Here is a 21,546-nt window from a genome sequence, read left to right as displayed (position 1 = left end):
CTCTCCGCCCCCACCGCGAAGGAGCCGGCATGCCGCCCCAACCCGCCCGCACCGCCCCCGACCGGGAGCGCACCGCCGAACGCCTGCTCGCCTCCTCCGCGAAGCTCTCGTTCAACCCCCTCACGGACGTCGACTGGGACGCCGACCCCGTCCCCGGCGCCTACTACTGCCCGCCCCGCCACCTCTCCCTCTACGGCACCGACCTCTGGGAGCGGATGACCGAGGAGCAGCGGATCGAGCTCTCCAAGCACGAGGTCGCCTCCATCGCCAGCGTCGGCATCTGGTTCGAGGAGATCCTCATGCAGATGCTGCTGCGCCACGCCTTCGACCGGGACCCGACCAGCAACCACGTCCAGTACGCGCTCACCGAGATCGCCGACGAGTGCCGCCACTCGATCATGTTCGCCCGCATGATCGCCAAGATGGGCGTCCCCGCGTACGGCGCCGGGTTCGTCGCCCACAACCTCGGCCGGCTGTTCAAGGCGATCTCGACCCACAGCCAGACCTTCGGCGGCACCATGTACGTCGAGGAGATCCTGGACGCCTTCCAGCGCGAGGTGATGAACGACGACACCCTCCAGCCGCTCACCCGCCAGGTCTCCCGGATCCACGTCATCGAGGAGGCCCGGCACATCAGCTACGCCCGCGAGGAGCTCGTCCGCAAGCGCCTCGGCCCGGTCCGCCGCCGGTACGAGCAGCTGTTCATCGGACTCATCGTCTACTACGCCACCACCGCGCTGATCCACCCCCGGCTCTACGCCGCCGTCGGCGTCGACCCCCGGGTCGGCAAGGCCGCGGCCCGCGCCAACCCGCGCTGGCGGGCCACCAAGGTCGAGATGGCGCAGAAGGTCGTCTCCGTGCTCGACCGGGCCGGGCTGGTCGGCCGCACCAACCGCTGGCTGCTGCGCGCCGCAGGCGTGCTGGCCTGAGCGGACGGCCCCGGGCCGGGATCGTGATCGTTTCGGTGTCCGTGTGGACTTCCGGTGTTCGAGCGGCGCGGATAAAGTGCGTCGTCACCGAACTGCCGGGGGGTCCGTTCATGCACCGCACCACGGTCGGCACAGCCGCTGCCGCCGCCACCGTCCTGTTGCTCAGCACCGTCGCCGGATGCGGCGGTCCGGAGCCCTCCGCGGACCGGGCCGCCACCGGCAGCGCCACCACCGCCGCCACCGCGGACCCGACGGCCGCGCCGACGGCCGCCGAGCCCACCGGACCGGCCTCCGGGCCGTCGGAGGGGAGCGCCCCGGCGAGCCCCGGCGCGGCCGGCAGCATCACGGTGGCGTTCGCCGGGGACGTCCACTTCGAGGGGCGCACCGCCTCCCGGCTCGGCGCCGCCAAGGCCGACACCGCACTCGGCCCGATCTCCGGCACGCTGTCCGCCGCCGACCTGGCGGTGCTCAACCTGGAGACCGCGATCACCAGCCGGGGCAGGGCCGAACCCAAGACCTACACCTTCCGCACCACGCCCAAGGCGCTCGACGCGCTCAAGGACGCGGGCGTCGACGTGGTCTCCCAGGCCAACAACCACGCCGTCGACTTCGGCCCCGACGGCCTCGCCGACACCCTCGCCGCCAAGGCCGCCTCCCCGATACCGGTGGTCGGCATCGGCAAGGACGCCGCGGAGGCGTACGCCCCGTACGTCACCACCGTGCGCGGCGTGAAGGTCGCCGTCCTGGCGGCCAGCCAGGTCAACGAGATCACCAACCAGAAGTGGCGGGCCGGCGCCCACAAGCCGGGCATCGCCTCCGCCCTCGACGAGAACGCGCTGCTGCACGCCGTCGCCGCCGCGAAGGCGCAGGCACCCGTGGTCCTGGTCTACCTGCACTGGGGCGACGAGGGCGTGGCCTGCCCGACCCGCGCGCAGACCGGCCTCGCCAAGGAGCTCGCCGACGCCGGAGCGACCGCCGTGGTCGGCACCCACGCCCACACCATGCTCGGCGCGGGCATGCTCGGGAAGACCTACGTGTCGTACGGCTTCGGCAACTTCCTCTGGTACGGCACCTCGAACTACACCGCCTCCAACGAGACCGGCGTCACCACGCTCACCGTCACCGCCGACGGCCGCGTCACCGGCGAGAGCTTCACCCCCGCCCACATCGACGGCCGCGGCGTGCCCGTCCCGCAGACCGGCAGCGCCGCGAAGGCCGCCCAGCAGCGCCGCGACGGCCTGCGCGGCTGCACCGGGCTGGCCGCCGTCCCGAAGTGACGGCGGCTCAGCCGGGCGCGCACCGGCCGGGCCGGGGTCAGCCCAGCTCCAGCACCTGACCGGGGCGGATCAGGTCCGGGTTCTGGCCGACCACCTGCTGGTTCGACTCGTAGAGCTCGGACCAGCCGCCGCCCACGGCGTGCTCGCGGGCGATCGCGGCCAGCGTGTCACCGGGGTTGACGGTGTACGCCTGCGCGGACGGAGCGGGGGACGCGGCCGCGGGCGGGGCCGCCGGTGCGGCGGACGCGCTCGCGCTCGCGGCCGGGGTCGCGGGCGTCGCGGTGCCGGTGGGCGAGGCCTCGGCGGGGGTGGCGCCGGAGGCGTCGGCGGACGGGCTGGGCGACGGGACGACCGGGAGGGCGGGGACCAGGCCGTCGCCGTTCCCGTTGCCGTTGTTGCCGTTCCCGTTGCCGGGGTTGCTCCCGTTGCCGTTGCCGTTGCCGTTGCCGTTGTTGCCGGTTCCGTCGCTGTTGCCGTTGCCGTTCGAGTTGCCGTGGTCGCCGTCGGCGGGCGTGCTCGGGCTGGGCGTGGCGCTCGGGTCGGTGGGCAGCAGCGGGACGCCGGGGGCGACCGGCGGGACGGACGGCGTGCTCGGGGCGTCCGGGGCGGGGGTGCTCGGCTGCGGCTGGGGGTGGGTCAGCTGCATGTAGCGCTCGTACAGGCTCTGGTGGCTGGTCCAGAACCAGGCGCCGTTCTTCTCGTACCAGTACACGTGCGAGACCGGGTCGTAGCCGGGCAGGCCGGAGAAGACCGGCGCGGCGTTCCCGGCCGGGACGGTGCTGCCGTCCGGGGCGGCGTTGACCGCCGCGATGCCGCGGGCGCCGCGCAGCGAACCCGTCTCGTCCGCGGAGTCGTTGTCGTCGACGACGCCCGGTGCGGTGGCGGTCTCCAGGCCCGCGTCGTCCGCGCAGGCGGACCAGGGAGAGGGGCCCTCGGTGGCCAGGATGCGCTCGGCCACGGCGATCTGCTGGCTGCGGGTGGCCCCGTTCGGCAGCGGGGCGTACTGGGTGCCGCCGTAGTCGGTCCAGCGCTGGGCGTTGATCTGCAGGCCGCCGTAGAGGCCGGTGCCCGGGTTGGAGGCCCAGTTCCCTCCGCTTTCGCAGTCGGCGACCCGGTCCCAGGCCGCGCTGGGAGCGGCGTGCGCACCGGTCACGGCGAGCAGCGGCAGGGCGATGCCGACGCCGGCCACGCCGGCTGCCGCGATCGCGCGCTCGGCGGCCTTCTCCGCCGGACCCTGCCGGCGGTGGCGTCCCGAACCCGTGAAGAGCATGCGAGATCCTCTCCGCACGCCTGCGAGGTGAGCTGTCGGGTTCGGGCCGGGAGAGTGGCCCGGCCGCCGCGCCCCGGTCAACCGGTGCGGACGGCTTCACCCCTAGCCGTGGGGGACGGCAACAATCGTGGTTCCCCCGCCCCTGTCCGAAGGTTGTGGTGGTCGACCCGGCGGCGCGGCGGACAGGGTTCGGCGTATTCGCGCGCGGGGCCCGGCGGTGCGGGCTGGGAGGAGCCTATTCACTCGAACGTGGCAATCACAAGCGCGTCGCGCCAGGATCACGTCCTCGTCACGCCGGTTGCCGCCTGGTGTGTGAACGACCTGTTGACGGCGCCTCGGGCGGTGGTGGACGTCCGTCAGGTGGGGCGGGAGGTCGGCGGATCGGCTGGAGAAGTCTGGCCGATCGGTGGGATTGGGGTGCGGGGCAACGGGGAAGGCCCGCGCCCGGGTTCGGCAGTGGGACAGCATGCCGGAGTCAAGTTCCCCTGCTGGCAAGGTAGTTCGGTGGAAACGGGGCATTGGTCGCGTTGCGGATAAATCGCGCGACAGGGGGTCGGCGGGCTTCCTACGATCGCGGTGCTCGCTGCGTCAGCCGAGCTGCCGGGTTCGTCGAGGAGGTCCCGTGGGTGCCCTGATTCCTGAAGTGCTCCGGGTCGAGCGCCAGTTCGCCCGGCTGTTCGTCGGCCAGTCGCTGTCGGTCCTGGGAGACCGGGTCTCGTTCGTGGCGCTGCCCTTCGCGGTGCTGTCGATCGGGGGCTCGGCGGCCGACGTCGGGCTGGTCACGGCCGCCGGGCTGCTCCCGCTGCTGGTGTTCACGCTGGCCGGGGGAGTCTGGGCGGACAGGCTGCCGAGACAGCGGATCATGCTGGCCTCCGACCTGGTGCGCTGTGCCGTCCAGGCGGCTGTCGCGGTGCTGCTGTTCACCGGCGAGGCCCGGGTCGGGGTGCTGGCGTCGCTGATGGCGCTGTTCGGTGTCGCCGACGCCTTCTTCCTGCCCGCCTCCACCGGACTGCTGCCCCTGCTCGTCCCCGCCGACCGGCTGCGCGAGGCGAACGCGCTGCGCGGGTTCGTGCAGTCGGGCAGCCTGGTGGTCGGGCCCGCACTGGCGGGTCTGCTGGTCGCTGCGGTCGGCCCGGGCGGGGCGCTGGCGGTGGACGCCGCGAGCTTCGCGGCCAGTGCGGCCGTACTGGCCCGGCTGGGCGCGGTCGGCGGTGCGGTGGGCGGCGGTGCGGTGGACGGTGTCGACGGCCGGGCGGAGCGGGACGAGCGGCTCGGGTTCCTGGCCGAGCTCCGGGTCGGCTGGCAGCAGGTGCGCAGCCGGACGTGGGTCTGGTCGGGGATGCTGGCGATCGCGGTCTACCACGTGGTGGTGCTCCCCTCGGTGTTCGTGCTCGGACCGGTGCTGGCGGAGCGCGAGTGGGGCGGGGCCGACGCGTGGGCCGTGGTGGTGGTCGCGTTCGGCCTCGGCGCGATCGTGGGAGACGTGTGCGCCTACCGCCTGAAACCGGCCCGCCCGATGGCGGTCGCGGCCGTCGCGATGGCGGTCGCCTCCTGTCAGGCGCTGATCATCGGCTCCGGCGCGCCGGTCTGGGCGATCGCCGCGCTGGAGGCGGTCACGGGAGTGGGGGTGTCCCTGTGCTTCGTGCTGTGGGAGACCTCGCTCCAGGTGCACATACCGGAGCGGGTGCTCTCCCGGGTCAGCTCCTACGACCACCTGATCTCCGTCGCCCTGATGCCGCTCGGGCTGGTGCTGGCCGGTCCGCTCTCCGACCGCCTCGGCGTGCGGCCGATGTTGTTCGGGATGACCGCCCTCGCCGTCCCGGCCGCGCTCGCCCTGCTGGCCCTCCCGGCGATCCGCCGCCTGCCCGCGAGCCGCCCGCCGACCGGGGCCGATGCGGCACCGGAGCGGCCGGAGCCCGCCCCGGCGGCGGCGGTGGGAGCGTGACCCTGCTCGCCGTCATCGGGGACGTCGCCCACCCGGCCTGGCGGGCCCGGGCCGTCGGCGTCCACCGGCTGTGGCGCGACGGGGGGTTCGCGGTCGGGGCCCTGGCTGCGGGCGTCCTCGCCGACGCCTACGGCCTGACCGCCGCGATCTGGGCCGTCGCCGCCCTCACCGCGGCGGCCGGGGCCACGGTGGCGGTGCGGATGTACGAGACCCGTCCGCGGGCGGCCGCGGAGGCCCCCGTCGGCTGACGCGCCGTGGGCGAGCGGAGCGGCCCGGGCGGGAACGGAGGAGAGGGCCGTCGGGGAGAAGCGGGGGCGCGACGCGGGTCGCCCGGCGCCGGACGGGGGCGGGCGGACGGCCGGACCTCCGGCCGGGCCCGGTCCGACCCGTCCGGCGGGGGGATCAGCGGTATTCGCAGAGGTAGGCCGTGTCGACCGAGACCTGGAGCTGGAACTTGCTGTCACCCGGAACGGAGAAGCGCTCACCGGCGGAGAAGGTCTGCCACTCCTCGGCACCGGGGAGCTTGACGGTCAGCGCGCCGCTGACCACGTGCATGACCTCGGGCGCGGCGGTGCCGAACTCGTACTCGCCGGGGGCCATCACGCCGACGGTCGCCGGGCCGTCGGCCGAGGTGAAGGCGACCGACTTGACCGTGCCGTCGAAGTATTCGTTGACCTTGAGCATGCGCGTTCTCCTGCGGAAGGTGTGCGGGACGGCGGCCCGGGCGTCGCGCGCCCGGCCGAGGCGGAGCGAGCCTAGCGGCGCGGGCCGCCCGGCCGCCGGAGGCGTCCGCTGGTTGGTCACCGCGTTCGGGGTGGGCCGTGCGACAGCGGCTGCCGGGGCAGCGGCAGCCGGAGCGGGGGCTGCCGGAGCGGGGGCCGTCGGGGGCGGGGAGCGGACCGGCCCGGTCCGCGGTGGCGCTGCGGACCGGGCGGGCCGGCGTCCGGACGGGGACGCGGGGGAGGGGGGATCAGTCGAGCGTGACGCCCGGGTAGAGCGGGTGGTCGGCGAGCAGGTCGACCGCGCGCTTGGCGACCGAGTCGCGCACGGCCTCGTCCAGCGCGTACTGCGCCTTCGAGGAGCCGACCGGAACGGCCGCCGTCAGCACCGTGTGGATCAGCTCGGCCACCTCGTCCAGCTCCGCCGCGCCCAGCCCGCGGGTGGTCAGGGCGGGCGTGCCGAGCCGGACGCCGGAGGTGTACCAGGCGCCGTTCGGGTCCTGCGGGACGGCGTTGCGGTTGGTGACGATGCCGGAGTCCAGCAGCGCCGCCTCCGCCTGACGGCCGGTCAGCCCGTACGAGGAGACGTCCGCCAGCACCAGGTGGTTGTCGGTGCCGCCGGTGACCAGCCGGGCGCCGCGCGCGAGCAGGCCCTCGGCGAGGGCCCGCGCGTTGTCCACCACCTGCTGGGCGTACACCCGGAACTCGGGGCGGCGGGCCTCCGCGAACGCCACCGCCTTGGCCGCCATCACGTGCGACAGCGGGCCGCCGAGCACCAGCGGGCAGCCCCGGTCGACGTGCTCCGCCAGCTCGGAGGTGCACAGCACCATGCCGCCGCGCGGGCCGCGCAGCGACTTGTGGGTGGTGGTGGTGACGATCTGGGCGTGCACCACCGGGTCGAAGTCGCCGGTCAGCACCTTGCCCGCGACCAGGCCGGCGAAGTGCGCCATGTCGACCATCAGGGTCGCGCCGACCTCGTCCGCGATCTCCCGCATCCGGCGGAAGTTCACCAGGCGCGGGTACGCCGAGTACCCGGCGACCAGGATCAGCGGCTTGAACTCCAGGGCGATCCGCCGGACTTCGTCGTAGTCGACCAGCCCGGTCACCGGGTCCGTCCCGTAGCTGCGCTGGTCGAACATCTTGCCCGAGATGTTCGGCCGGAAGCCGTGGGTGAGGTGGCCGCCCGCGTCCAGCGACATGCCCAGCATCCGCTGGTTGCCCAGCTCGCGGCGCAGCTCGGCCCAGTCCTGCTCGCTCAGGTCGTTGACGTTGCGCACCTGGGCGCGCTGCAGTGCCGGGCTCTCCACCCGCTGCGAGAGCACCGCCCAGAACGCCACCAGGTTGGCGTCGATCCCGGAGTGCGGCTGCACGTAGGCGTGCTCCGCGCCGAACAGCTCGCGGGCGTGCTCGGCCGCCAGCTCCTCCACGGTGTCCACGTTGCGGCAGCCCGCGTAGAAGCGGCGGCCCGGGGTGCCCTCCGCGTACTTGTCGCTCAGCCAGTTGCCCATCGCCAGCAGCACCGCGGGCGAGGCGTAGTTCTCGCTGGCGATCAGCTTCAGCGAGGCGCGCTGGTCCGTCAGCTCCCCGGAGATCGCCGCGGCGACCCGGGGTTCGACGGCGCGCACCACGTCCAGGGCGCTGCGGAAGGCGGTGTCGGCGGCGGGGCTGCCGAAGGTGTGTGCGGGCAGGGACTCGGCCACGGGCGGTCTCCTCGTAGTACGGAACGACGATTCGGACGGCCCAGGCGCACGGCGACAGCCAGCGGTGCCCGAGGGCACCGCACGGGACCGCTCCCCGATGGTGACTTCCATCCCAGCGCGCCAGTCACGGCCCACCGCGATGCTACCAACCACCGGGGCGCGGAGAGTAGAGGCCCTGAGGGGCCGGAGGGGGAGGAAGGAGGGGTCCGAGGGGAAAACCCCTGGTGCGGACGGGGCGGGCATCGGCATGATCGGGCGCATGACATGGACCGTTCCCGCCACCGCCCGCCCCGGAGGGTCGCTCACCGCGCCCGAGGCCGAGCTGCTGCCCGACTACCTGGCCTGGCACCGCGCCACCTTCCTGCACAAGTGCGCGGGCCTGACCGGCGAGCAGCTCGCGCTGCGCCCGCTGCCCGTGAGCTCGCTCTCGCTGCTCGGGCTGATGCGCCACCTGGCCAAGGTGGAGCGGACGTGGTTCCGGATCCGCTTCGCGGGGCAGGACGTTCCGCCGCTGCACGCCGTGGAGGGCCACAAGGACGCCGACTTCGACCTGCTGGAGCCGGAGCGGGCCGAGCAGGAGTACCTGGCGCTGCTGGAGGAGCAGCGGCTCGCCGACCTCGCGGTGGTCGGTGCGGGGCTGGACGAGAACCTGGCCGCGTACGGCGAGGAGCAGTCGCTGCGGATGACGTACCTGCACGTCATCACCGAGTACGCCCGCCACAACGGGCACGCCGACCTGCTGCGCGAGCACACCGACGGGGTGACCGGCGGCTGAACGGACGGGCCCGTGCGGGGCGAAGTTCCTTGCCGGGCAAGGGCGCTGGAGCGGCCCCGGCCGGACGGTTCGTCAGATGAGCGGATAGCATACTGAGTATGGGACCTCTCAAGCCGAACGTGCCCGAGCTGATCCTCGGGCTGATCGTTTTCTTCGCCCTCTTCTGGGCGCTCGGCAAGGTGCTGCTGCCCCGCATCGAAAGCACCCTCGCCGAACGCCACGACAAGACCGACGGCGGCATGGCCCGCGCCGAGGCGGCCCGGGCCGAGGCGGAACGCATCCGCCAGGAGTTCCAGGCCGAGCTCACCGCGGCCCGGCACGAGGCCGCCGCCATCCGGCAGACCGCCGCCGAGGAGGGCGCGGCCCTGGTCGCCGCCCTCCGGGCGGAGGGCCTGCAGCAGCGCGAGCAGCTGGTGGCCGAGGCGCAGGTGCAGCTGGCCGCCGACAAGGTGCTGGCCGAGGCCGAACTGCGCGAGGACGTCATCAAGCTGGCGTCCGAGCTGGCCTCCCGGGTGGTCGGCGAGCCGCTCGGCGACCTGCCCTCCACCCGGGCCGTGGCGGAGGAGTTCCGCAACCGCGCCGAGGTCTGACAGCGCGCCTCCTGACAACCCGTCAGGGAAGGCCGACGGGGGAGCACGGACGGGCCGCCCGGCCCACGAGCCCAGGCTCGGGACCGGGCGGCCCGTCCGCTTCCGGAGCGCTCCACCGGGGGCCGGCCCCCGACTCGACGGCCGTTCACCGACGGCTCCCCGACTCGACGGCCGTTCACCGACGGCGGCCCACCGGCGGTGGTTCACCGGGAGCGGTCCACCGAAGGCGGCTCGCCGGGGCCCTTCAGACGCACGGGCCGTCGTCGGCCCACACGCCCCACTGGCCGGTGGTGCCGGGGACCTCGTTGGTCGTCCACCACTTGGCGTGGTAGTTGTGCCCCTGGTAGCTGACCGGGTTGCCGCCGGTGTAGACGGCGCCCGCGGCCCACGGCGGCGCGCAGGGGGTGCCGGTCGGGGTGCCGGTGCTCGGCGAGGTGCTGCTGGTCGGCGACGGGGAGGCGGTGCCGGTGGGCGGGGTCGCACCGGCGAACTTCACCGTGAACTTGGTGAAGTCCCAGTCGTTCTGCGCCACGCTGGAGCAGGCGCCGGACAGGCCGGGGTCGACCGTGCCGGGGCACTGCCGGTCGCGGTTGACCGACCAGTAGGTGTAGCGGGCCAGCCGGTGGGCGGTGGCGAAGTCCAGCACGGTCTGGAAGTCCGCCTGCTTGAAGTACTCCGCGGCGTCGGTCCGGCCGTTCATCAGCGAGACACCCTCGTGGGCGTACGCGGTGGCCTCGTTCCAGCCGAAGGTGTTCTGCAGGATCTGGTTGAACTTCACCAGCGCGTCGGTCTGCGCCGCCGCCCCGCTGAACCCGCCGTCGAACGGCATGATCGAGTAGTTGTTCGGCGTGAAGCCCTGGGACTTCGCCTCCAGCAGCATCTGGGTGCCGAACCAGCCGGTGCCGGCGTTGGTGCCCGCGGTGGTGATGGAGACGTAGAGGCCCGGGTTGTTCTGCTGCAGGATGCGGGCCGCGCCGATCTCGTTGTGGATGGCGGCGGTGTTCTCGTACTCGGGCTCCTCGAGGTCGAAGTCGATCGCCTTGAGGTTGTACTTGGTGACGACCTTCTGGTACGCGGCGGCGGTGGCCTCCGGGGTGCCGCAGGTCTGGCCGAGCTTGGTGCCGCCGTAGCCGCCCACCGAGACCGAGACGTCGCCGCCCTTGTTGCGGATGGTCTGGATGACGGCCGGCATCGTGGTGTCGGTGTCGATCGAGGACGTCCCGCCCCAGGACGGGCTGCAGGTGCTGCCCTGGGCCAGGACGAACGCGAGTTGGAACGCCTTCTGGCCGGTGGCGTCCATCACGGCGGCGGCGTCCGGCGGGCTGTTGTCCTCCGGCATCAGGTACGGCGCGGAGGCGTACCAGTTGGAGCCGAGCCCGGTCGTGGTCGCGGCGTTCGCTGGGCCGGACGCGGCGACGGCCGAGACGGCGCCGACCAGCAGGCCGAACACGGACAGGGCGGCTGCGAGGGTGCGCCGCGGGCGGTGCGGCCGGGCCGGGGCGGTGGCGGGGGAGTGTGGGGGGAGTGCGCGTTCCATCGAGGACCTCTCCGGGAGGCGGCGAGGACGGCGGCCCGGCCGTGCGCGGACGTGGGGGTGCGCGGCCGGGTCAACGGTCGGGTGCCTGGCCGAGGTTGACGTGACTGCCACTGGTATAGACCTGTGCGGGTGCGCCGTCAACCCTTGTCGCCGAACTCCGGGCGGGCGGTTCAGGGGGCGGTCAAATCACGGCAAAGTCCAGGTCAAAGCGGGTGCCGCAACTTCGTCGACGACCCGTCAGGCATCGAGCCGGCGGCGGGCCGCGGGGGCCGCGGGGGCGGCGGCGCGGGCGGCGGTGTGAGGGTCGGTGCCGGTGCCGGTGCCGGTGTCGGCGTCGGTCGGCAGGTAGGACTCCAGGCCGCGCAGGAACACCTCGATCTTGAAGGCGTAGCGCTCGTCCCCGTCGCCCGTCACCATGGTGTCCGCCATCCCCTGCAGCCTCGGGAAGCGGTCGGTCGGGAGCGCCAGCAGGAAGGAGTGCAGCTGGCCGAAGTACTGGTGGATGTCGGTGCCCCGGGCGATCCGCTCGGAGTACACGGAGGCCTCGTACGCGTCGGTGTCGATCAGCTGCCCGAGCCCGTCCAGCGCCCAGGCGGCGACCTGGGGCGGCAGGCCGACCCGGAGCAGCAGGTCGAGCAGGAACTCGGTGATCGTCAGCTGGCTCTCGCCCAGGGGGATGCTGCCGAGCGACACCAGCGACACGTCCCGGTGGGAGGTCAGCACCCGCTGCGCCTCGAAGCAGATCTCGGTGACCTGTTCCTTCCAGCGCTCGGGCTCCGGCCGCGGCGGCAGCCGGATCTCGGAGACCACCCGCTCCAGCACCAGCTCGAACAGCTCCTCCTTGTTGGAGACGTGCGCGTACAGTGAGGCCGGGCCGGTGCCCAGCTCCTGCGCGACCCGGCGCATGGTGACCCCGGACAGGCCCTCGGCGTCCAGCACCCGGACCGCGGTCTCCACGATCAGCGAGCGGCTGAGCGGCTGCCGCGGCTCCGCCTTGCGGGGCTTGTGCCACGGGATCTCGGGCATCTGCGCGGACATCGGGCCACCTGCTTTCGCTGAACGCTCCGCCGGCGATCATCGTACTCCGGACGAACGCCGTTCGACGGGCGGGCGGGACGGGCGGGGGCGGGCGCCCCCGTCCGGGGCGCCTCGGGGTCGGAGTGGGGGAGAAGTCAGGGTTAATTCGTTTGACGGGAACGGCGCTCGACTCGTAGAACAGTGTTCGTCCAAGGAAACACCGTTCAATCGCGCGGCCCCCGTCCTCCGCGCCTGGTAGCAAACAGGAGCTGTCATGACCGACGCGGTCGGCCCCATCACCGTGGCGCCGCCTTCCGGCGCCGCCGCCGAACCCTACCGCTGGCGCTGGGTCGCGCTGTTCGTCATCCTCGCCGCCGAGGTGATGGACCTGCTGGACTCGCTGGTGACGAACATCGCCGCCCCCGCGATCCGGGCGGACATCGGCGGTGGCGAGTCCACCATCCAGTGGCTCGGCGCGTCCTACACGCTGGCGATGGCCATCGGCCTGATCACCGGCGGGCGGTTGGGGGACATCTTCGGCCGCCGCCGGATGTTCATGATCGGCGCGGCCGGGTTCACCCTCGGCTCGCTGGCCTGCGGCCTGGCCCAGGAGCCCTGGCAGCTGGTCGCCGCGCGGGTGCTGCAGGGCCTGCTCGGCGCGGTGATGCTGCCGCAGGGCCTGGGCATCATGAAGGAGATCTTCTCGCCCAAGGAGCAGGGCGCGGCCTTCGGCATGTTCGGCCCGGTGATGGGTCTGTCGACGGTCGGCGGCCCGATCCTGGCGGGCTGGCTGGTCGACGCCGACCTGGCGGGCACCGGCTGGCGCATGATCTTCCTGATCAACATCCCGCTCGGCCTGTTCGCCTTCGTCGGCGGCCGGGTCTTCCTCCCCGCCCAGGCGCAGGGCCCGACCGTCCGGCTCGACCTCGTCGGCGCGCTGCTGGCCGCGGTCGGCGCGGCCATGGTCATCTACCCGCTGGTCCAGGGCCGCGAACAGGACTGGCCGCTGTGGGCGTTCGCACTGCTGGCGGTGGGCGTGGCGGTGTTCGGCCTGTTCGGCTGGTACGAGGCGCGCCGCAAGGCCGCCGGAGCGGACCCCCTGGTCGAGCCCAGCCTGTTCGCCAAGCGCGGCTTCAGCGGCGGCATGGCCCTGGGCCTGGTCTTCTTCACCGCGATGACCGGCTTCTGGCTGACGTTCAGCCTCTACACCCAGCTCGGCCTGCACTACAGCGCCTTCAAGTCCGGCCTGACGGGCATCCCGTCCTCGATCGGCATGGTGATCGCGTTCGTCGCCTCCCAGGCGCTGCAGAAGTACGGCCGCAAGGTGATGCACGCGGGCCTGGTGGTGATGCTGGCCGGCGTGCTCGGCCTGATGTACACCCTGCACAGCCAGGGCGCGGGCGTCACGCCGTGGCAGATGGTGCCCGCGCTGGCGGTCAGCGGCCTGGGCATGGGCTTGGTGATGGCCCCGTTCTTCGGCATGGTGCTGGCCTCGGTGGATGCGCACGAGACCGGCTCGGCCTCCGGCACGCTGACGTCCGTGCAGCAGCTCGGTGCGGCCCTGGGCAGCGCCATCCTGGGCACGGTCTTCTTCGAGCGCCTGAAGACGGCCGACTTCGCCGCCGCCGAGCAGGTCACCCTGTGGGCCGAGGTCGGCCTGCTGGTGGTGGTCTTCGCCGCGATCTTCCTGCTCCCGATGCACGGCCGCCCCGAGCACGAGGGCGCCGGGGAGGGCGACCCCGAGGCCGCGCTGCGCACGGAGGGCGAGCACCAGCCCGCCTGACGCCGGGTCACGACCGTGGGGGCCGGTGGCCCCGGAGCCGCAGTGCTCCGGGGCCACCGGCCCCTGTCGTGCGGAGGGCCGGATCAGCCCTGGTACGCCGCGAAGACCTTCGAGAACTGGTACGGCGTCTGCGGGACGTTGGTGCACTTGGGCAGCGAGCCGGTGCACGCGTTGGCGTCCCGGGTCATCTCCCAGAAGGCCAGCTCGCCGAGGTGGTTCTGCTGGGCGAAGGCGAGCAGCTGCTGCGCGTCGGTGATGCCGAACACCTCGGAGGCGGTGTCGTTCTGGCCGAGCATCGGGGTGACGCCGACCATGGCGTACGCCTGGGCGTCCGTCAGGCCGGTCCACACCGAGCGGATCTGCGCCTGGGTGGACTGCGCGGCCTGGATCGCGTAGGCGCCCATCCGGCCCGCCGGGCTCGGGGCGGCCCAGTCGCCGAAGTCCATCGCCATCACGTTGACCAGGTCGACGGACAGGCCGGCGTTCTTGGCGGACTGCAGGATGTGGACGCCGTCCGCGGTCAGGCCGCTGGGCAGCACCGGCAGGGTCAGGCTGACCTTCAGCTCGCGGCCCTTGGCCCGCTGCGCGGCCTGGACCTGGGCGAGCGCGGCGGAGCGGCGGTCGACCGAGGTGCGGTCGGTGACGGCGGTGCCCTCGATGTCGAAGTCGACGCGGTCCAGCGCGTAGACGTCCACGACCTTCTGGTACTGGGCGGCCAGCGCGGCGACCGTGGTGCAGGACTGGGCGAGCTCGGTGCCGTTGGCGCCGCCGAAGGACGGGCGGACGTCGCCGCCCGCGTCGCGGATCGCGTCCATGTCGGCCTTGTTCCAGCCGGTGGCCGGGTCGTAGGCGCCGAACCAGCTGGCGGTGCACGGCTGGCTGCCGTTGATGAGGAACGCCAGCGAGAACTCCTTGATGCCGCTGGCGGCGGAGAGCGCGGGCAGGCTGGGCGTCGGGTACGCGCCGAGGTCCACGTAGGGGGCGGCGGTCCCGGCGCTGGTGCCGCTGCCCGCGACGGCGGTGACGGCGGCCGAGCCGGCGGACTCGTTGCCCGCCGCGTCGAAGGCGCTGACGGTGAAGGTGTGGCTGCTGCCCTGGAGCAGGCCGCGGACGGTGGCCGAGGTCCCGGTCACGGTGGCGACCACTGTGGAGCCCTCGCGGACGCGGTAGCCGGCCACCGCGGCGTTGTCGGTGGAGGCCGTCCAGCCGAGGGTGATGCTGCCCGGCCCGGTGCCAGTGGAGTGCGGGTTGCCGGGGACGGTCGGCGCGGTGCCGTCGGCGGGGGCGCCCGCGCACGGCTGGTCGTTGACCGTGCAGTTGACGGGCGCGCTCTGCACCGCGCCGGTGGTGACGCCGAAGCCGACCGCGGGGGCGGCGGCGCCGGGCGCGAGCGGGGCGGCCCAGGTCGGCGAGGTCACCGTGTAGTGGGTGCCGGTGGGGGTGGCGGTCGAGGTGAGCGTGCCGTTCCACAGGCTGGAGACGCTCTCGCCGGTCGGCAGGTCGAAGGAGAGCGACCAGCTGTTGACGGTGGCGGTGGTGCGGTTGGTCACGGTGTACGTGGCCTGGAAGCCGCTCGACCAGCTCTGGGTGACCGCGTAGTCCGCGGTCAGGCCGGTCACGTCGGCCGCTCCGGCGGCGGTGGCGCCCAGCGGGGCGGCGATCAGGGCCGCGGCCGCGGCGAGGGAGAGGGTGACGCGCCTCATGGGGCGGGTCCTCCTTGGCGGTGTGGGGGACGGGTGGGGCCGTTCTCGGGTGCGGGGGCGCACTCAAGATGGTCCAGACCAATCCGGGCCGTCAAGGTGAAGTCCTGCGGTTTTGCAAGGAGTTGACGGTTCAATCGGGTGCGGCCGAGTCCGTCGGGCCGCCGAGGGCCGCCGAGGGGCGGCCTGGGGGTGACGGAGGGCCGCCGAGGGGCGGCCCGGGGGCGACGGAGGGCGCGGCCCCCGAAACGTGGGGGAAGGGGCCGCGCCACCCGCCTGACCCAGGTCAGGCGTTCGTGGGCCGTCAGGCGGAGACGGCGGTGCCGCGCATCCGGCGGGCCAGGTACGCGCCCGAGGCGGTGGCCGACAGCAGGGCCGCGCCGGCCAGGCCGAGCAGCAGGTTGTCGTGCTCCGGCTGCTCGACGGCGGCGGTGCCCGAGGCGGCCACCACCGCCTCGGCGGCGGTGAGGTCGCCGCCGTGGCCGTGGTGCGAGACGGTCGAGCGGGCGGCGCCCGCGTCGATCTGCGCCTGGGTCGGCGCGGCGGGGGCGCCCGCGGCGAGCGCGCCGGTCGCGGCTGCGGCGGTGGTGCCGCCGAAGTCGAGGTCGGAGCAGCCGTAGAACGCCTCCGGACTGTCCGAGCGCTGCCACACCATGTAGACCAGCTGGCGGCCGGTGCGCTGCGGCAGGTCCACGTTGACGTGGTAGTACCCGTTGTCCGAGGTGCGCGCGGTGTCGTGGACCGCGACCGGGGCGGAGAGGTCCAGGTCGGACCACTTCAGCGGCTTGGTGGGGTCGTAGCCGGCCTTGGTGAGGTACAGCTTCATGGTGCCCTGGTGGGGCGCGGTGACCCGGAAGTCGAAGTTCTTCGCGCCGGCCGTCACCGAGGTGGCCGGCCAGTCGGTGCGGGCCCAGTCCAGGGCGCGGTACTTGTCGCGGTTGGCCGAGCAGAGGTGGCCGTCCGGGATGATCTGCTGGCTCTGCCCGTTGGCGCTGGCGATGTTCACCTCGTTCCAGTCGTACAGCGGCTGGGTGCCGCTGTCCGCGACGAGGTCCTTGCAGACCTGGGACTTGGGGGTCTCGGGGCCTTCCGCGTAGCAGGCCGCGATGCGGCTGGGCGGACCGAACATGGCGCCGTGCGCGCCGGCGGTGCCCGCGGCGAGGGTGGTGGCGACCAGGGCGCCCGCGCCCACCGCGGAGGCGGTGAGCAGACGGCGGGACCAGGACATGGTTCTCCTCAGGAAAGGTCGGGCCGGTCGTGGGGGAAAAGCGGGCACGTCTGCCTGCGGGCCACGGGGAGCGACCCCGGGGCGGCGCGGTGTGGACCCGGCACACCGCGAGCCGTCCGAAGGCTACGATTGGCCTATACCAATTGACAAGTGTCGGCCAACGGCGAGTGGTTGGCGGATGGCGGGATCCGGCCACTCGCCACCGCCCGCCCCGCGGTGCGGACCTGGCGCGACGTCAGGCTCCGGCCGACGGGCGGATGACGGGGAACCGCAGGAAAACCGCCCCCGATCCGCGCCGCCGCCGACCGCCCGGGCGGCCCCGCACGGTGGACGGGGGCACCCCGGAGGGCATTCCGGTCCGCTGCGGCGCAGGTGGCGGCCGGTGCGGTTAGGGGGAATCGAAGTCGCCGATAATGCTCCGATAAGCCTTCGGCCCGGGCGTTCCTGACGCGGCGGCAGGTGCGCGGAGCCGCAGGTCGGTTCGGGGGCGGAGGCCTTCCGGTCGGATTCCTGAAAGGCGGCTCGGAATTCCCCGGGAATCGTCCGGGAATCCGGCGCGGCTCCGCGCGGCCGGCCCGTCGGTGCGCCGCCAAGGGTGCCGCCGTCCGTGGGGATGCCGCGTGGCGGCGTGAGATGACCGCTTTGTCCACCTAACCTCCCGCTATGTCCGTACGCCCCCTCGCCCTCGCCGCCCTCTCCCTCGGCCTCGCCACCACGCCCCTGCTCCTCCCGGCCCTGCTCTCGCCCTCCGCCGTCGCGGTCGGCGCCAAGCGGGCCTCGATCGGCAACCCGGTGGACGGGAACCTCGGCTACAACGCCTTCGTGGAGTACGACACCACGCTGGGCAGCACCGAGGCCGAAGGCCCGATCGCCACCGGAGGCAACCTCACCTTCGGCTCCGGCTACAACGTCAGCCTGCACACCCCCGGCACCTTCACCGCACCCGGCGACGACCACCCGGCCGCGCTGGTGGTCGGCGGCCGCATCGACTTCGCCAGGAGCTCCCCGGACGGGGTGCTGAAGGTGCTCAGCAACGGCTACACCAAGATCGGCGACATGACCGGCGCGCTCGCCGTCGACCGGGACGCCAACAACGCCCAGGTCAACACCCAGGTGGTGGCCGCCGGGACGGTGCACAACTCGGTGCCCCGGATCGAGATGACGCTGCACCAGCCGCTCGCCTCGGTCGGACCGGCACCCGGCCTGATCGACTTCACCACCGCGTTCGAGGCCTTCCGCGAACGCGCCCGGGTGATGGCCGCCTGCGCGCAGAACGTCACCCTGGTCGACGACGCGGGCAACCCGCTGCCCGACGGCCCCTACCCGTCCGGCGTCAACGGCTACCTGACGCTCACCCCCGGCCGCACCAACGTGCTGCACCTGACCGGCCAGCAGATGAACGCCCTCGGCGAGATCAACTTCCGCAACCAGCCCAGCCAGGACACCCCGCTGCTGATCGTCACCGACACCACCGCCGAAGGCGGCGTCTTCGTCTGGGACAACCCCAACACCCCCGGCATCAGCGGCCAGCAGGCACCCTACGTGCTGTGGGACTTCCCGGACGCCACCCACGTCACCATGGCCAGCGGCGACTCCCTGGAGGGCACCGTCTACGCGCCCAGCGCCCGCCTCGAGGACATCAACGGCTCCAACATCGAGGGCGACATCATCGCCCGCTCCTACCAGGCCGGGCCGATCGTCGACGGCCAGTCGATCGTCGCCGGGGAACTGCACTACTGGCCGTTCAACGCGACCATCTCCTGCGACAGCACCAGCCCCTCGCCGAGTCCGAGTCCGAGTCCGAGCCCGAGTCCCAGCCCCTCGCCGAGTCCGAGCCCCAGCCCCAGCCCGAGCCCGTCCACCAGCACCAGCCCCGCTCCGTCCCCCAGCCCCTCGCGGACCCTGCCCGCCCCGTCCCCCACCGGCCCGGGCGGTGAACTGCCCGCCACCGGCAGCGGCCCCGCCCTCCCGGTGGCCGCCGCCACCGCCGCCGCGGCCCTCGCCGCCGGGACCCTCCTGCTGCGCCGCCGCGGCCGCAAGCACTGACCACCGCAGAAAGGTTCCGCCGCACCCGACGGCCCGCCGAGGGCCGCCGGGTGCGGGCCGTAGCGGGCCATGGAGCAGGAGGGACGGGGCGCGGAGGGGCGCGGGCTCAGGACGAGTCCAGCGCCTCCAGCGAGACGAGCAGCCGGGCGACGTCCAACCCGACGTCCAGGTACTCCACGAACAGCCCGTTGTGCAGCGCCCACGGCGAGCGCCCCGCCCGGACCCTGCGCACCGCCTCGGCGCTGCTCGCGCCGAGCTCCACCAGCGCCTGCGCGACCACCAGCCCGGAGCGGTTGTACCCGGAACGGCAGCGCACCAGCACCGTCCGCCCCGAGCCCACCGCCGCCGCCACGGCCCGCGCGGCCTCCTGCACCGCGGCCAACTGCCCGGCGTTCAGCGGCCCGTCCGGCACCGGGACGATCCGGTGCGGCACCCCCGGCGCCGGGCCGTGGCCCGTGGCCGAGAACAGGCTGACCACCAGGTCGAACTCCGCGCCGACCACCACCGGCCGCCGCTGCCCGGCCGCGTCCGCCCAGTGGTGGCCGCCCATCCACAGCCCGGGCGCGATCTCGTCCCACGGCGCTCCCGGATCCGGTGCGCCGCCCTTCCGAGCGGTCTTCATCCACAGCCTCCCGCCCGCCAACGCGGCTCAGGGCGACGGGAGTTCCCGCTGCCGCGGAACCGGCCGGTCAGCGGCGGCAGAGCCAGTGGGCGGAGGCGACCGGGACGGTACGGACGGCGCCCGCCGGGGAGGTGACGGTGAGGTGGGTGTGCTCGTACGCGACGCGGTCGCCCGCGGCGAGGAAGACCGGCGGATCCAGGACGGCCTCGAAGTCGGGGCGGACCAGGAAGCCGCCGAGCAGCAGCAGGCGCGGCAGCGGGGTGGTGCCGTCGAAGAGCAGGTGCACCCGAGCAGCATGCCGGAGACGGGGCGGCGCAGCGACGACTTCGCGAGGGTGGGGGAGGGGCGGGGAGGGTCAGAGGTCGGAGGGCACCGGGATGTCGTAGGACGGGCCGTACTCGGCCAGGCTCAGCGAGGACGCGGCCCGGTAGCCGTCGCCCGCGCAGGTCAGCTCCAGCCGGGAGAGCCGGCCCGCGCTGTCGACCAGCAGGTCGGTGTCGCACTGCTCGATGCGGTGTTCGGCGATCCGCTGGCGGAGCGTCGAGCCGAGCCCGTCGGCGACCTGCGCGACCGGCAGTTCGCCCACCAGGTGGTAGGCCAGGCCGCCGTTCATGCCGGGGAGCTTCTCCAGGCCCCGGTACGCGTCCGGGCCGCGCTCCAGCAGGGCCTGCACCATCGGCCGGTGGTCGGCCACCAGCACCGTACCGGGCCGGCGGCCGTGCTTCTCCCAGGCCGCCCCCTCGACCTGGGTGTACACCGCGTCCCGCGTGGTGGTGGTGTTGATCTGCAGGGCGCTCTCCCCGGTGGTGAGCACGTCCAGGCCCATCGAGCTGGTCTGGACGTCCGACACGTTGACCGTGCCGTTGCCCCGGAGGTAGCTCTGGTCGTCCTGGCTCTCCAGCGAGAGCGAGGCCGAGAACGGCCGCGCCGGTGCGGCGACCGCGGCCCGGAGCCGCTCCAGCTCCTGCGTCCGGTCACCCGTCGGGACGGCGGAGGCGGCGGAAGCAGCGGAGGCGGTGGGGGCCGCGGAGGCGGACGGGGTCGGGGCGGGCGCGGCCTTCGGAGCGGGGGAGGAGCCGGAGCAGCCCGCCAGGACGGCCACCAGCGCGACCCCGGACAGTGCCGCGGCGACCCCGTTCGCGGGTGCCTGCACCGACACCACCCCACCTCCGTGAATACCCGCTCAATCGAACGGCGCGGGACACGTTCTCGCAGGTGGAGACCGAAGTGCAAGTCGATTCGTGGACGAATTCCAACGGTGGGCCTGACGCCCGGTCAACCCCCTTGGCCCCCGGGCGGATCAGTCGCGGAACCCCGTGTGCACGTGGTCGTGGTGGGTGGGGTCGCTGAAGAACTGGTTCGCCGTCCGCCCGCCGGACAGCAGCTGCGGACCGCCCACGTTGTACGAGCCCGCCGCCGCGGCCGCACGCATGAAGGACTCCACCAGACCGGCCGGGGCCGCCGGGTCCACCACCGGGTGCCCCTCGATCCGCCAGGTGTCGAACGCCAGCCCCCGCGGGTGGTCGCTCGGCCGGTCCGTCCCGAACACCAGCAGCGGATGGCCCGAACGCAGCACGCTCACCTCGAAGGCGTACGCCCCCGCCAGCGCCAGCATCGCCTCCAGCGCCGCAGCGTGCACCCGCCCGCTGCGCACGTCCGCCACCGCGGCCGGCGGCAGCGCGATCCGCGGCTGCGCCAGCACCCGGAGCGCCGGATCGGCCGTGGCGGCGGACGCCGGGCCGGGATCGGACAGGTGCAGCGAGGTGACCCGCCAGCGCGGCGCGGCGCTGCTCAGCCGGACGTCGACCGTGCTGCCGGTGGACACCGGCGCGCCGTCCGTCCCGGCCAGCCACTGCCGACACACCACCAGCACGCTCGCCGAATCCGCCAGCAGCCCGCCGTACTGCGCGTACACCACCTCCAGCGCCGCCCGCGGCACGTCCGCCAGCAGCGGGCCGCCCTGATCGGCCAGCCCCGGATCCGCGCCGAGCGCCGCCACCCGGGCCCGGGCCGCCGCCACCCCCTGCCCGCCCGGCGGCCACCCGCCGATCGCCTCCACCACCTGCACGGCCCGCAGCTTGACGTCCGGTTGCAACTCGCCCGGCCCCGGCAGCCAGGCGGCGGGGGACGGGAACGCGGCGGGGGAGGAGGAGACGGGCGGGGCGGTGGGGGTGTTCGAGTGGGCGAGGGGCGTGTTCGGGCGGGTGGTGGAGCAGGCCGTCAGGGCGCAGCCCAGCCCGGCGAGCAGGACGGTGCGGCGGCCGGGCGGCGGCGCGGGCAGGCGCAGGGGCGAGGGGTCGGTCACCTGGCCGGCTCTGTCCCGTAATCGGTGGTAACGAAGGGTGACGGGCGTCGTTGGCATGGTGTGCGTGATGTCAACGAGCTTGTGAGTGTGGTGTTTTCCGGGC

19 protein-coding genes and 1 riboswitch are annotated in these 21,546 nt (G+C 73.9%); of the genes, 8 read left to right on the top strand and 11 right to left on the bottom strand.

Features of this window, described 5'->3' with window-relative positions; genetic code table 11:
• The first annotated feature begins 29 nt into the window (after positions 1-29).
• Positions 30-929 (top strand): AurF N-oxygenase family protein, encoded by a 900-nt coding sequence (locus tag OO57_RS26625; RefSeq protein ID WP_033255203.1) that lies wholly within the window; start codon positions 30-32, stop codon positions 927-929.
• A gap of 110 nt (positions 930-1,039) precedes the next feature.
• On the top strand, positions 1,040-2,206 hold the full coding sequence (locus OO57_RS26620; protein ID WP_033255202.1) for a CapA family protein: 1,167 nt from the start codon (positions 1,040-1,042) through the stop codon (positions 2,204-2,206).
• Positions 2,207-2,243: 37 nt separating this feature from the next.
• Here OO57_RS26620 and OO57_RS38665 read toward each other — a convergent pair whose 3' ends face one another.
• Positions 2,244-3,476, bottom strand: a complete 1,233-nt coding sequence (locus OO57_RS38665; protein WP_035790129.1) for a transglycosylase family protein — start codon at positions 3,474-3,476, stop codon at positions 2,244-2,246.
• Positions 3,477-3,479: 3 nt separating this feature from the next.
• Positions 3,480-3,647, bottom strand: a riboswitch (cyclic di-AMP (ydaO/yuaA leader).
• 451 nt (positions 3,648-4,098) lie between these two features.
• On the opposite strand from OO57_RS38665, the gene OO57_RS26610 reads away from it, so the two are divergent.
• Both OO57_RS26610 and OO57_RS26605 read left to right on the top strand, forming a co-directional pair.
• Positions 4,099-5,421 (top strand): MFS transporter, encoded by a 1,323-nt coding sequence (locus tag OO57_RS26610; RefSeq protein ID WP_106974115.1) that lies wholly within the window; start codon positions 4,099-4,101, stop codon positions 5,419-5,421.
• On the top strand, positions 5,418-5,669 hold the full coding sequence (locus tag OO57_RS26605) for an MFS transporter (RefSeq protein ID WP_033255201.1): 252 nt from the start codon (positions 5,418-5,420) through the stop codon (positions 5,667-5,669). The genes OO57_RS26610 and OO57_RS26605 overlap by 4 nt, the downstream gene beginning before the upstream one ends.
• Positions 5,670-5,823: 154 nt before the next feature.
• On the opposite strand, the gene OO57_RS26600 is transcribed toward OO57_RS26605, so the two are convergent.
• Together OO57_RS26600 and OO57_RS26595 are read right to left on the bottom strand one after the other, a co-directional pair.
• Positions 5,824-6,105, bottom strand: a complete 282-nt coding sequence (locus OO57_RS26600; RefSeq protein ID WP_033255200.1) for a pyrimidine/purine nucleoside phosphorylase — start codon at positions 6,103-6,105, stop codon at positions 5,824-5,826.
• 286 nt (positions 6,106-6,391) lie between these two features.
• The gene (locus OO57_RS26595) at positions 6,392-7,840 is read right to left on the bottom strand and encodes a glycine hydroxymethyltransferase (RefSeq protein WP_033255199.1); all 1,449 of its coding nucleotides are present in this window, start codon (positions 7,838-7,840) and stop codon (positions 6,392-6,394) included.
• A gap of 259 nt (positions 7,841-8,099) precedes the next feature.
• On the opposite strand from OO57_RS26595, the gene OO57_RS26590 reads away from it, so the two are divergent.
• The gene (locus OO57_RS26590) at positions 8,100-8,615 is read left to right on the top strand and encodes a DinB family protein (protein ID WP_033255198.1); all 516 of its coding nucleotides are present in this window, start codon (positions 8,100-8,102) and stop codon (positions 8,613-8,615) included.
• Between the two features lie 98 nt (positions 8,616-8,713).
• Positions 8,714-9,205, top strand: a complete 492-nt coding sequence (locus tag OO57_RS26585; protein WP_033255197.1) for an ATP synthase F0 subunit B — start codon at positions 8,714-8,716, stop codon at positions 9,203-9,205.
• A 244-nt stretch (positions 9,206-9,449) separates the two neighbouring features.
• On the opposite strand, the gene OO57_RS26580 is transcribed toward OO57_RS26585, so the two are convergent.
• Both OO57_RS26580 and OO57_RS26575 read right to left on the bottom strand, forming a co-directional pair.
• On the bottom strand, positions 9,450-10,742 hold the full coding sequence (locus OO57_RS26580) for a carbohydrate-binding protein (protein WP_234337515.1): 1,293 nt from the start codon (positions 10,740-10,742) through the stop codon (positions 9,450-9,452).
• A gap of 237 nt (positions 10,743-10,979) precedes the next feature.
• A complete protein-coding gene (locus tag OO57_RS26575; protein WP_234337514.1) occupies positions 10,980-11,780 on the bottom strand; it encodes a TetR/AcrR family transcriptional regulator in 801 nt (266 codons plus the stop codon).
• 253 nt (positions 11,781-12,033) lie between these two features.
• Between OO57_RS26575 and OO57_RS26570 the strand changes: the two genes are divergently transcribed.
• Entirely contained in the window at positions 12,034-13,542 is a 1,509-nt protein-coding gene (locus OO57_RS26570) for an MFS transporter (protein WP_051778285.1), read from the top strand.
• 83 nt (positions 13,543-13,625) lie between these two features.
• Here OO57_RS26570 and OO57_RS46955 read toward each other — a convergent pair whose 3' ends face one another.
• Positions 13,626-15,245 (bottom strand): cellulose binding domain-containing protein, encoded by a 1,620-nt coding sequence (locus OO57_RS46955; RefSeq protein WP_033255196.1) that lies wholly within the window; start codon positions 15,243-15,245, stop codon positions 13,626-13,628.
• A 301-nt stretch (positions 15,246-15,546) separates the two neighbouring features.
• Positions 15,547-16,470: a lytic polysaccharide monooxygenase auxiliary activity family 9 protein gene (locus tag OO57_RS26560; RefSeq protein WP_033255195.1), complete on the bottom strand. Its 924-nt coding sequence runs from the start codon at positions 16,468-16,470 to the stop codon at positions 15,547-15,549.
• Positions 16,471-17,133: 663 nt separating this feature from the next.
• Between OO57_RS26560 and OO57_RS26555 the strand changes: the two genes are divergently transcribed.
• Positions 17,134-18,516, top strand: a complete 1,383-nt coding sequence (locus tag OO57_RS26555; RefSeq protein WP_051778284.1) for a choice-of-anchor A family protein — start codon at positions 17,134-17,136, stop codon at positions 18,514-18,516.
• A 106-nt stretch (positions 18,517-18,622) separates the two neighbouring features.
• On the opposite strand, the gene OO57_RS26550 is transcribed toward OO57_RS26555, so the two are convergent.
• The 4 genes from OO57_RS26550 to OO57_RS26535 all read right to left on the bottom strand — a co-directional run bounded on the left by OO57_RS26550 (position 18,623) and on the right by OO57_RS26535 (position 21,443).
• The gene (locus OO57_RS26550) at positions 18,623-19,138 is read right to left on the bottom strand and encodes a protein-tyrosine phosphatase family protein (protein WP_033255194.1); all 516 of its coding nucleotides are present in this window, start codon (positions 19,136-19,138) and stop codon (positions 18,623-18,625) included.
• A gap of 67 nt (positions 19,139-19,205) precedes the next feature.
• On the bottom strand, positions 19,206-19,424 hold the full coding sequence (locus tag OO57_RS26545; protein ID WP_033255193.1) for a hypothetical protein: 219 nt from the start codon (positions 19,422-19,424) through the stop codon (positions 19,206-19,208).
• A 69-nt stretch (positions 19,425-19,493) separates the two neighbouring features.
• Positions 19,494-20,297: a hypothetical protein gene (locus OO57_RS44130; protein WP_158715234.1), complete on the bottom strand. Its 804-nt coding sequence runs from the start codon at positions 20,295-20,297 to the stop codon at positions 19,494-19,496.
• 141 nt (positions 20,298-20,438) lie between these two features.
• Positions 20,439-21,443 (bottom strand): hypothetical protein, encoded by a 1,005-nt coding sequence (locus OO57_RS26535; RefSeq protein ID WP_234337513.1) that lies wholly within the window; start codon positions 21,441-21,443, stop codon positions 20,439-20,441.
• Positions 21,444-21,546: the final 103 nt, after the last annotated feature.

It is taken from the genome of Kitasatospora phosalacinea (assembly GCF_000717185.1).
GTDB lineage: Bacteria > Actinomycetota > Actinomycetes > Streptomycetales > Streptomycetaceae > Kitasatospora > Kitasatospora phosalacinea_A.
The sequence above is the reverse complement of the archived record's forward strand: the minus strand, read 5'-3'. Positions and strand labels throughout refer to the sequence as shown.

Bases quoted from the DNA above. Each gene is read 5' to 3' on its own strand.
- OO57_RS26625 (WP_033255203.1), top strand. From the start codon at position 30: ATGCCGCCCCAACCCGCCCGCACCGCCCCCGACCGGGAGCGCACCGCC.
- OO57_RS26620 (WP_033255202.1), top strand. From the start codon at position 1,040: ATGCACCGCACCACGGTCGGCACAGCCGCTGCCGCCGCCACCGTCCTG.
- OO57_RS38665 (WP_035790129.1), bottom strand. From the start codon at position 3,476: ATGCTCTTCACGGGTTCGGGACGCCACCGCCGGCAGGGTCCGGCGGAG.
- OO57_RS26600 (WP_033255200.1), bottom strand. From the start codon at position 6,105: ATGCTCAAGGTCAACGAATACTTCGACGGCACGGTCAAGTCGGTCGCC.
- OO57_RS26590 (WP_033255198.1), top strand. From the start codon at position 8,100: ATGACATGGACCGTTCCCGCCACCGCCCGCCCCGGAGGGTCGCTCACC.
- OO57_RS26585 (WP_033255197.1), top strand. From the start codon at position 8,714: ATGGGACCTCTCAAGCCGAACGTGCCCGAGCTGATCCTCGGGCTGATC.
- OO57_RS26580 (WP_234337515.1), bottom strand. From the start codon at position 10,742: ATGGAACGCGCACTCCCCCCACACTCCCCCGCCACCGCCCCGGCCCGG.
- OO57_RS26575 (WP_234337514.1), bottom strand. From the start codon at position 11,780: ATGTCCGCGCAGATGCCCGAGATCCCGTGGCACAAGCCCCGCAAGGCG.
- OO57_RS26570 (WP_051778285.1), top strand. From the start codon at position 12,034: ATGACCGACGCGGTCGGCCCCATCACCGTGGCGCCGCCTTCCGGCGCC.
- OO57_RS46955 (WP_033255196.1), bottom strand. From the start codon at position 15,245: ATGAGGCGCGTCACCCTCTCCCTCGCCGCGGCCGCGGCCCTGATCGCC.
- OO57_RS26560 (WP_033255195.1), bottom strand. From the start codon at position 16,470: ATGTCCTGGTCCCGCCGTCTGCTCACCGCCTCCGCGGTGGGCGCGGGC.
- OO57_RS26555 (WP_051778284.1), top strand. From the start codon at position 17,134: ATGTCCGTACGCCCCCTCGCCCTCGCCGCCCTCTCCCTCGGCCTCGCC.
- OO57_RS26550 (WP_033255194.1), bottom strand. From the start codon at position 19,138: ATGAAGACCGCTCGGAAGGGCGGCGCACCGGATCCGGGAGCGCCGTGG.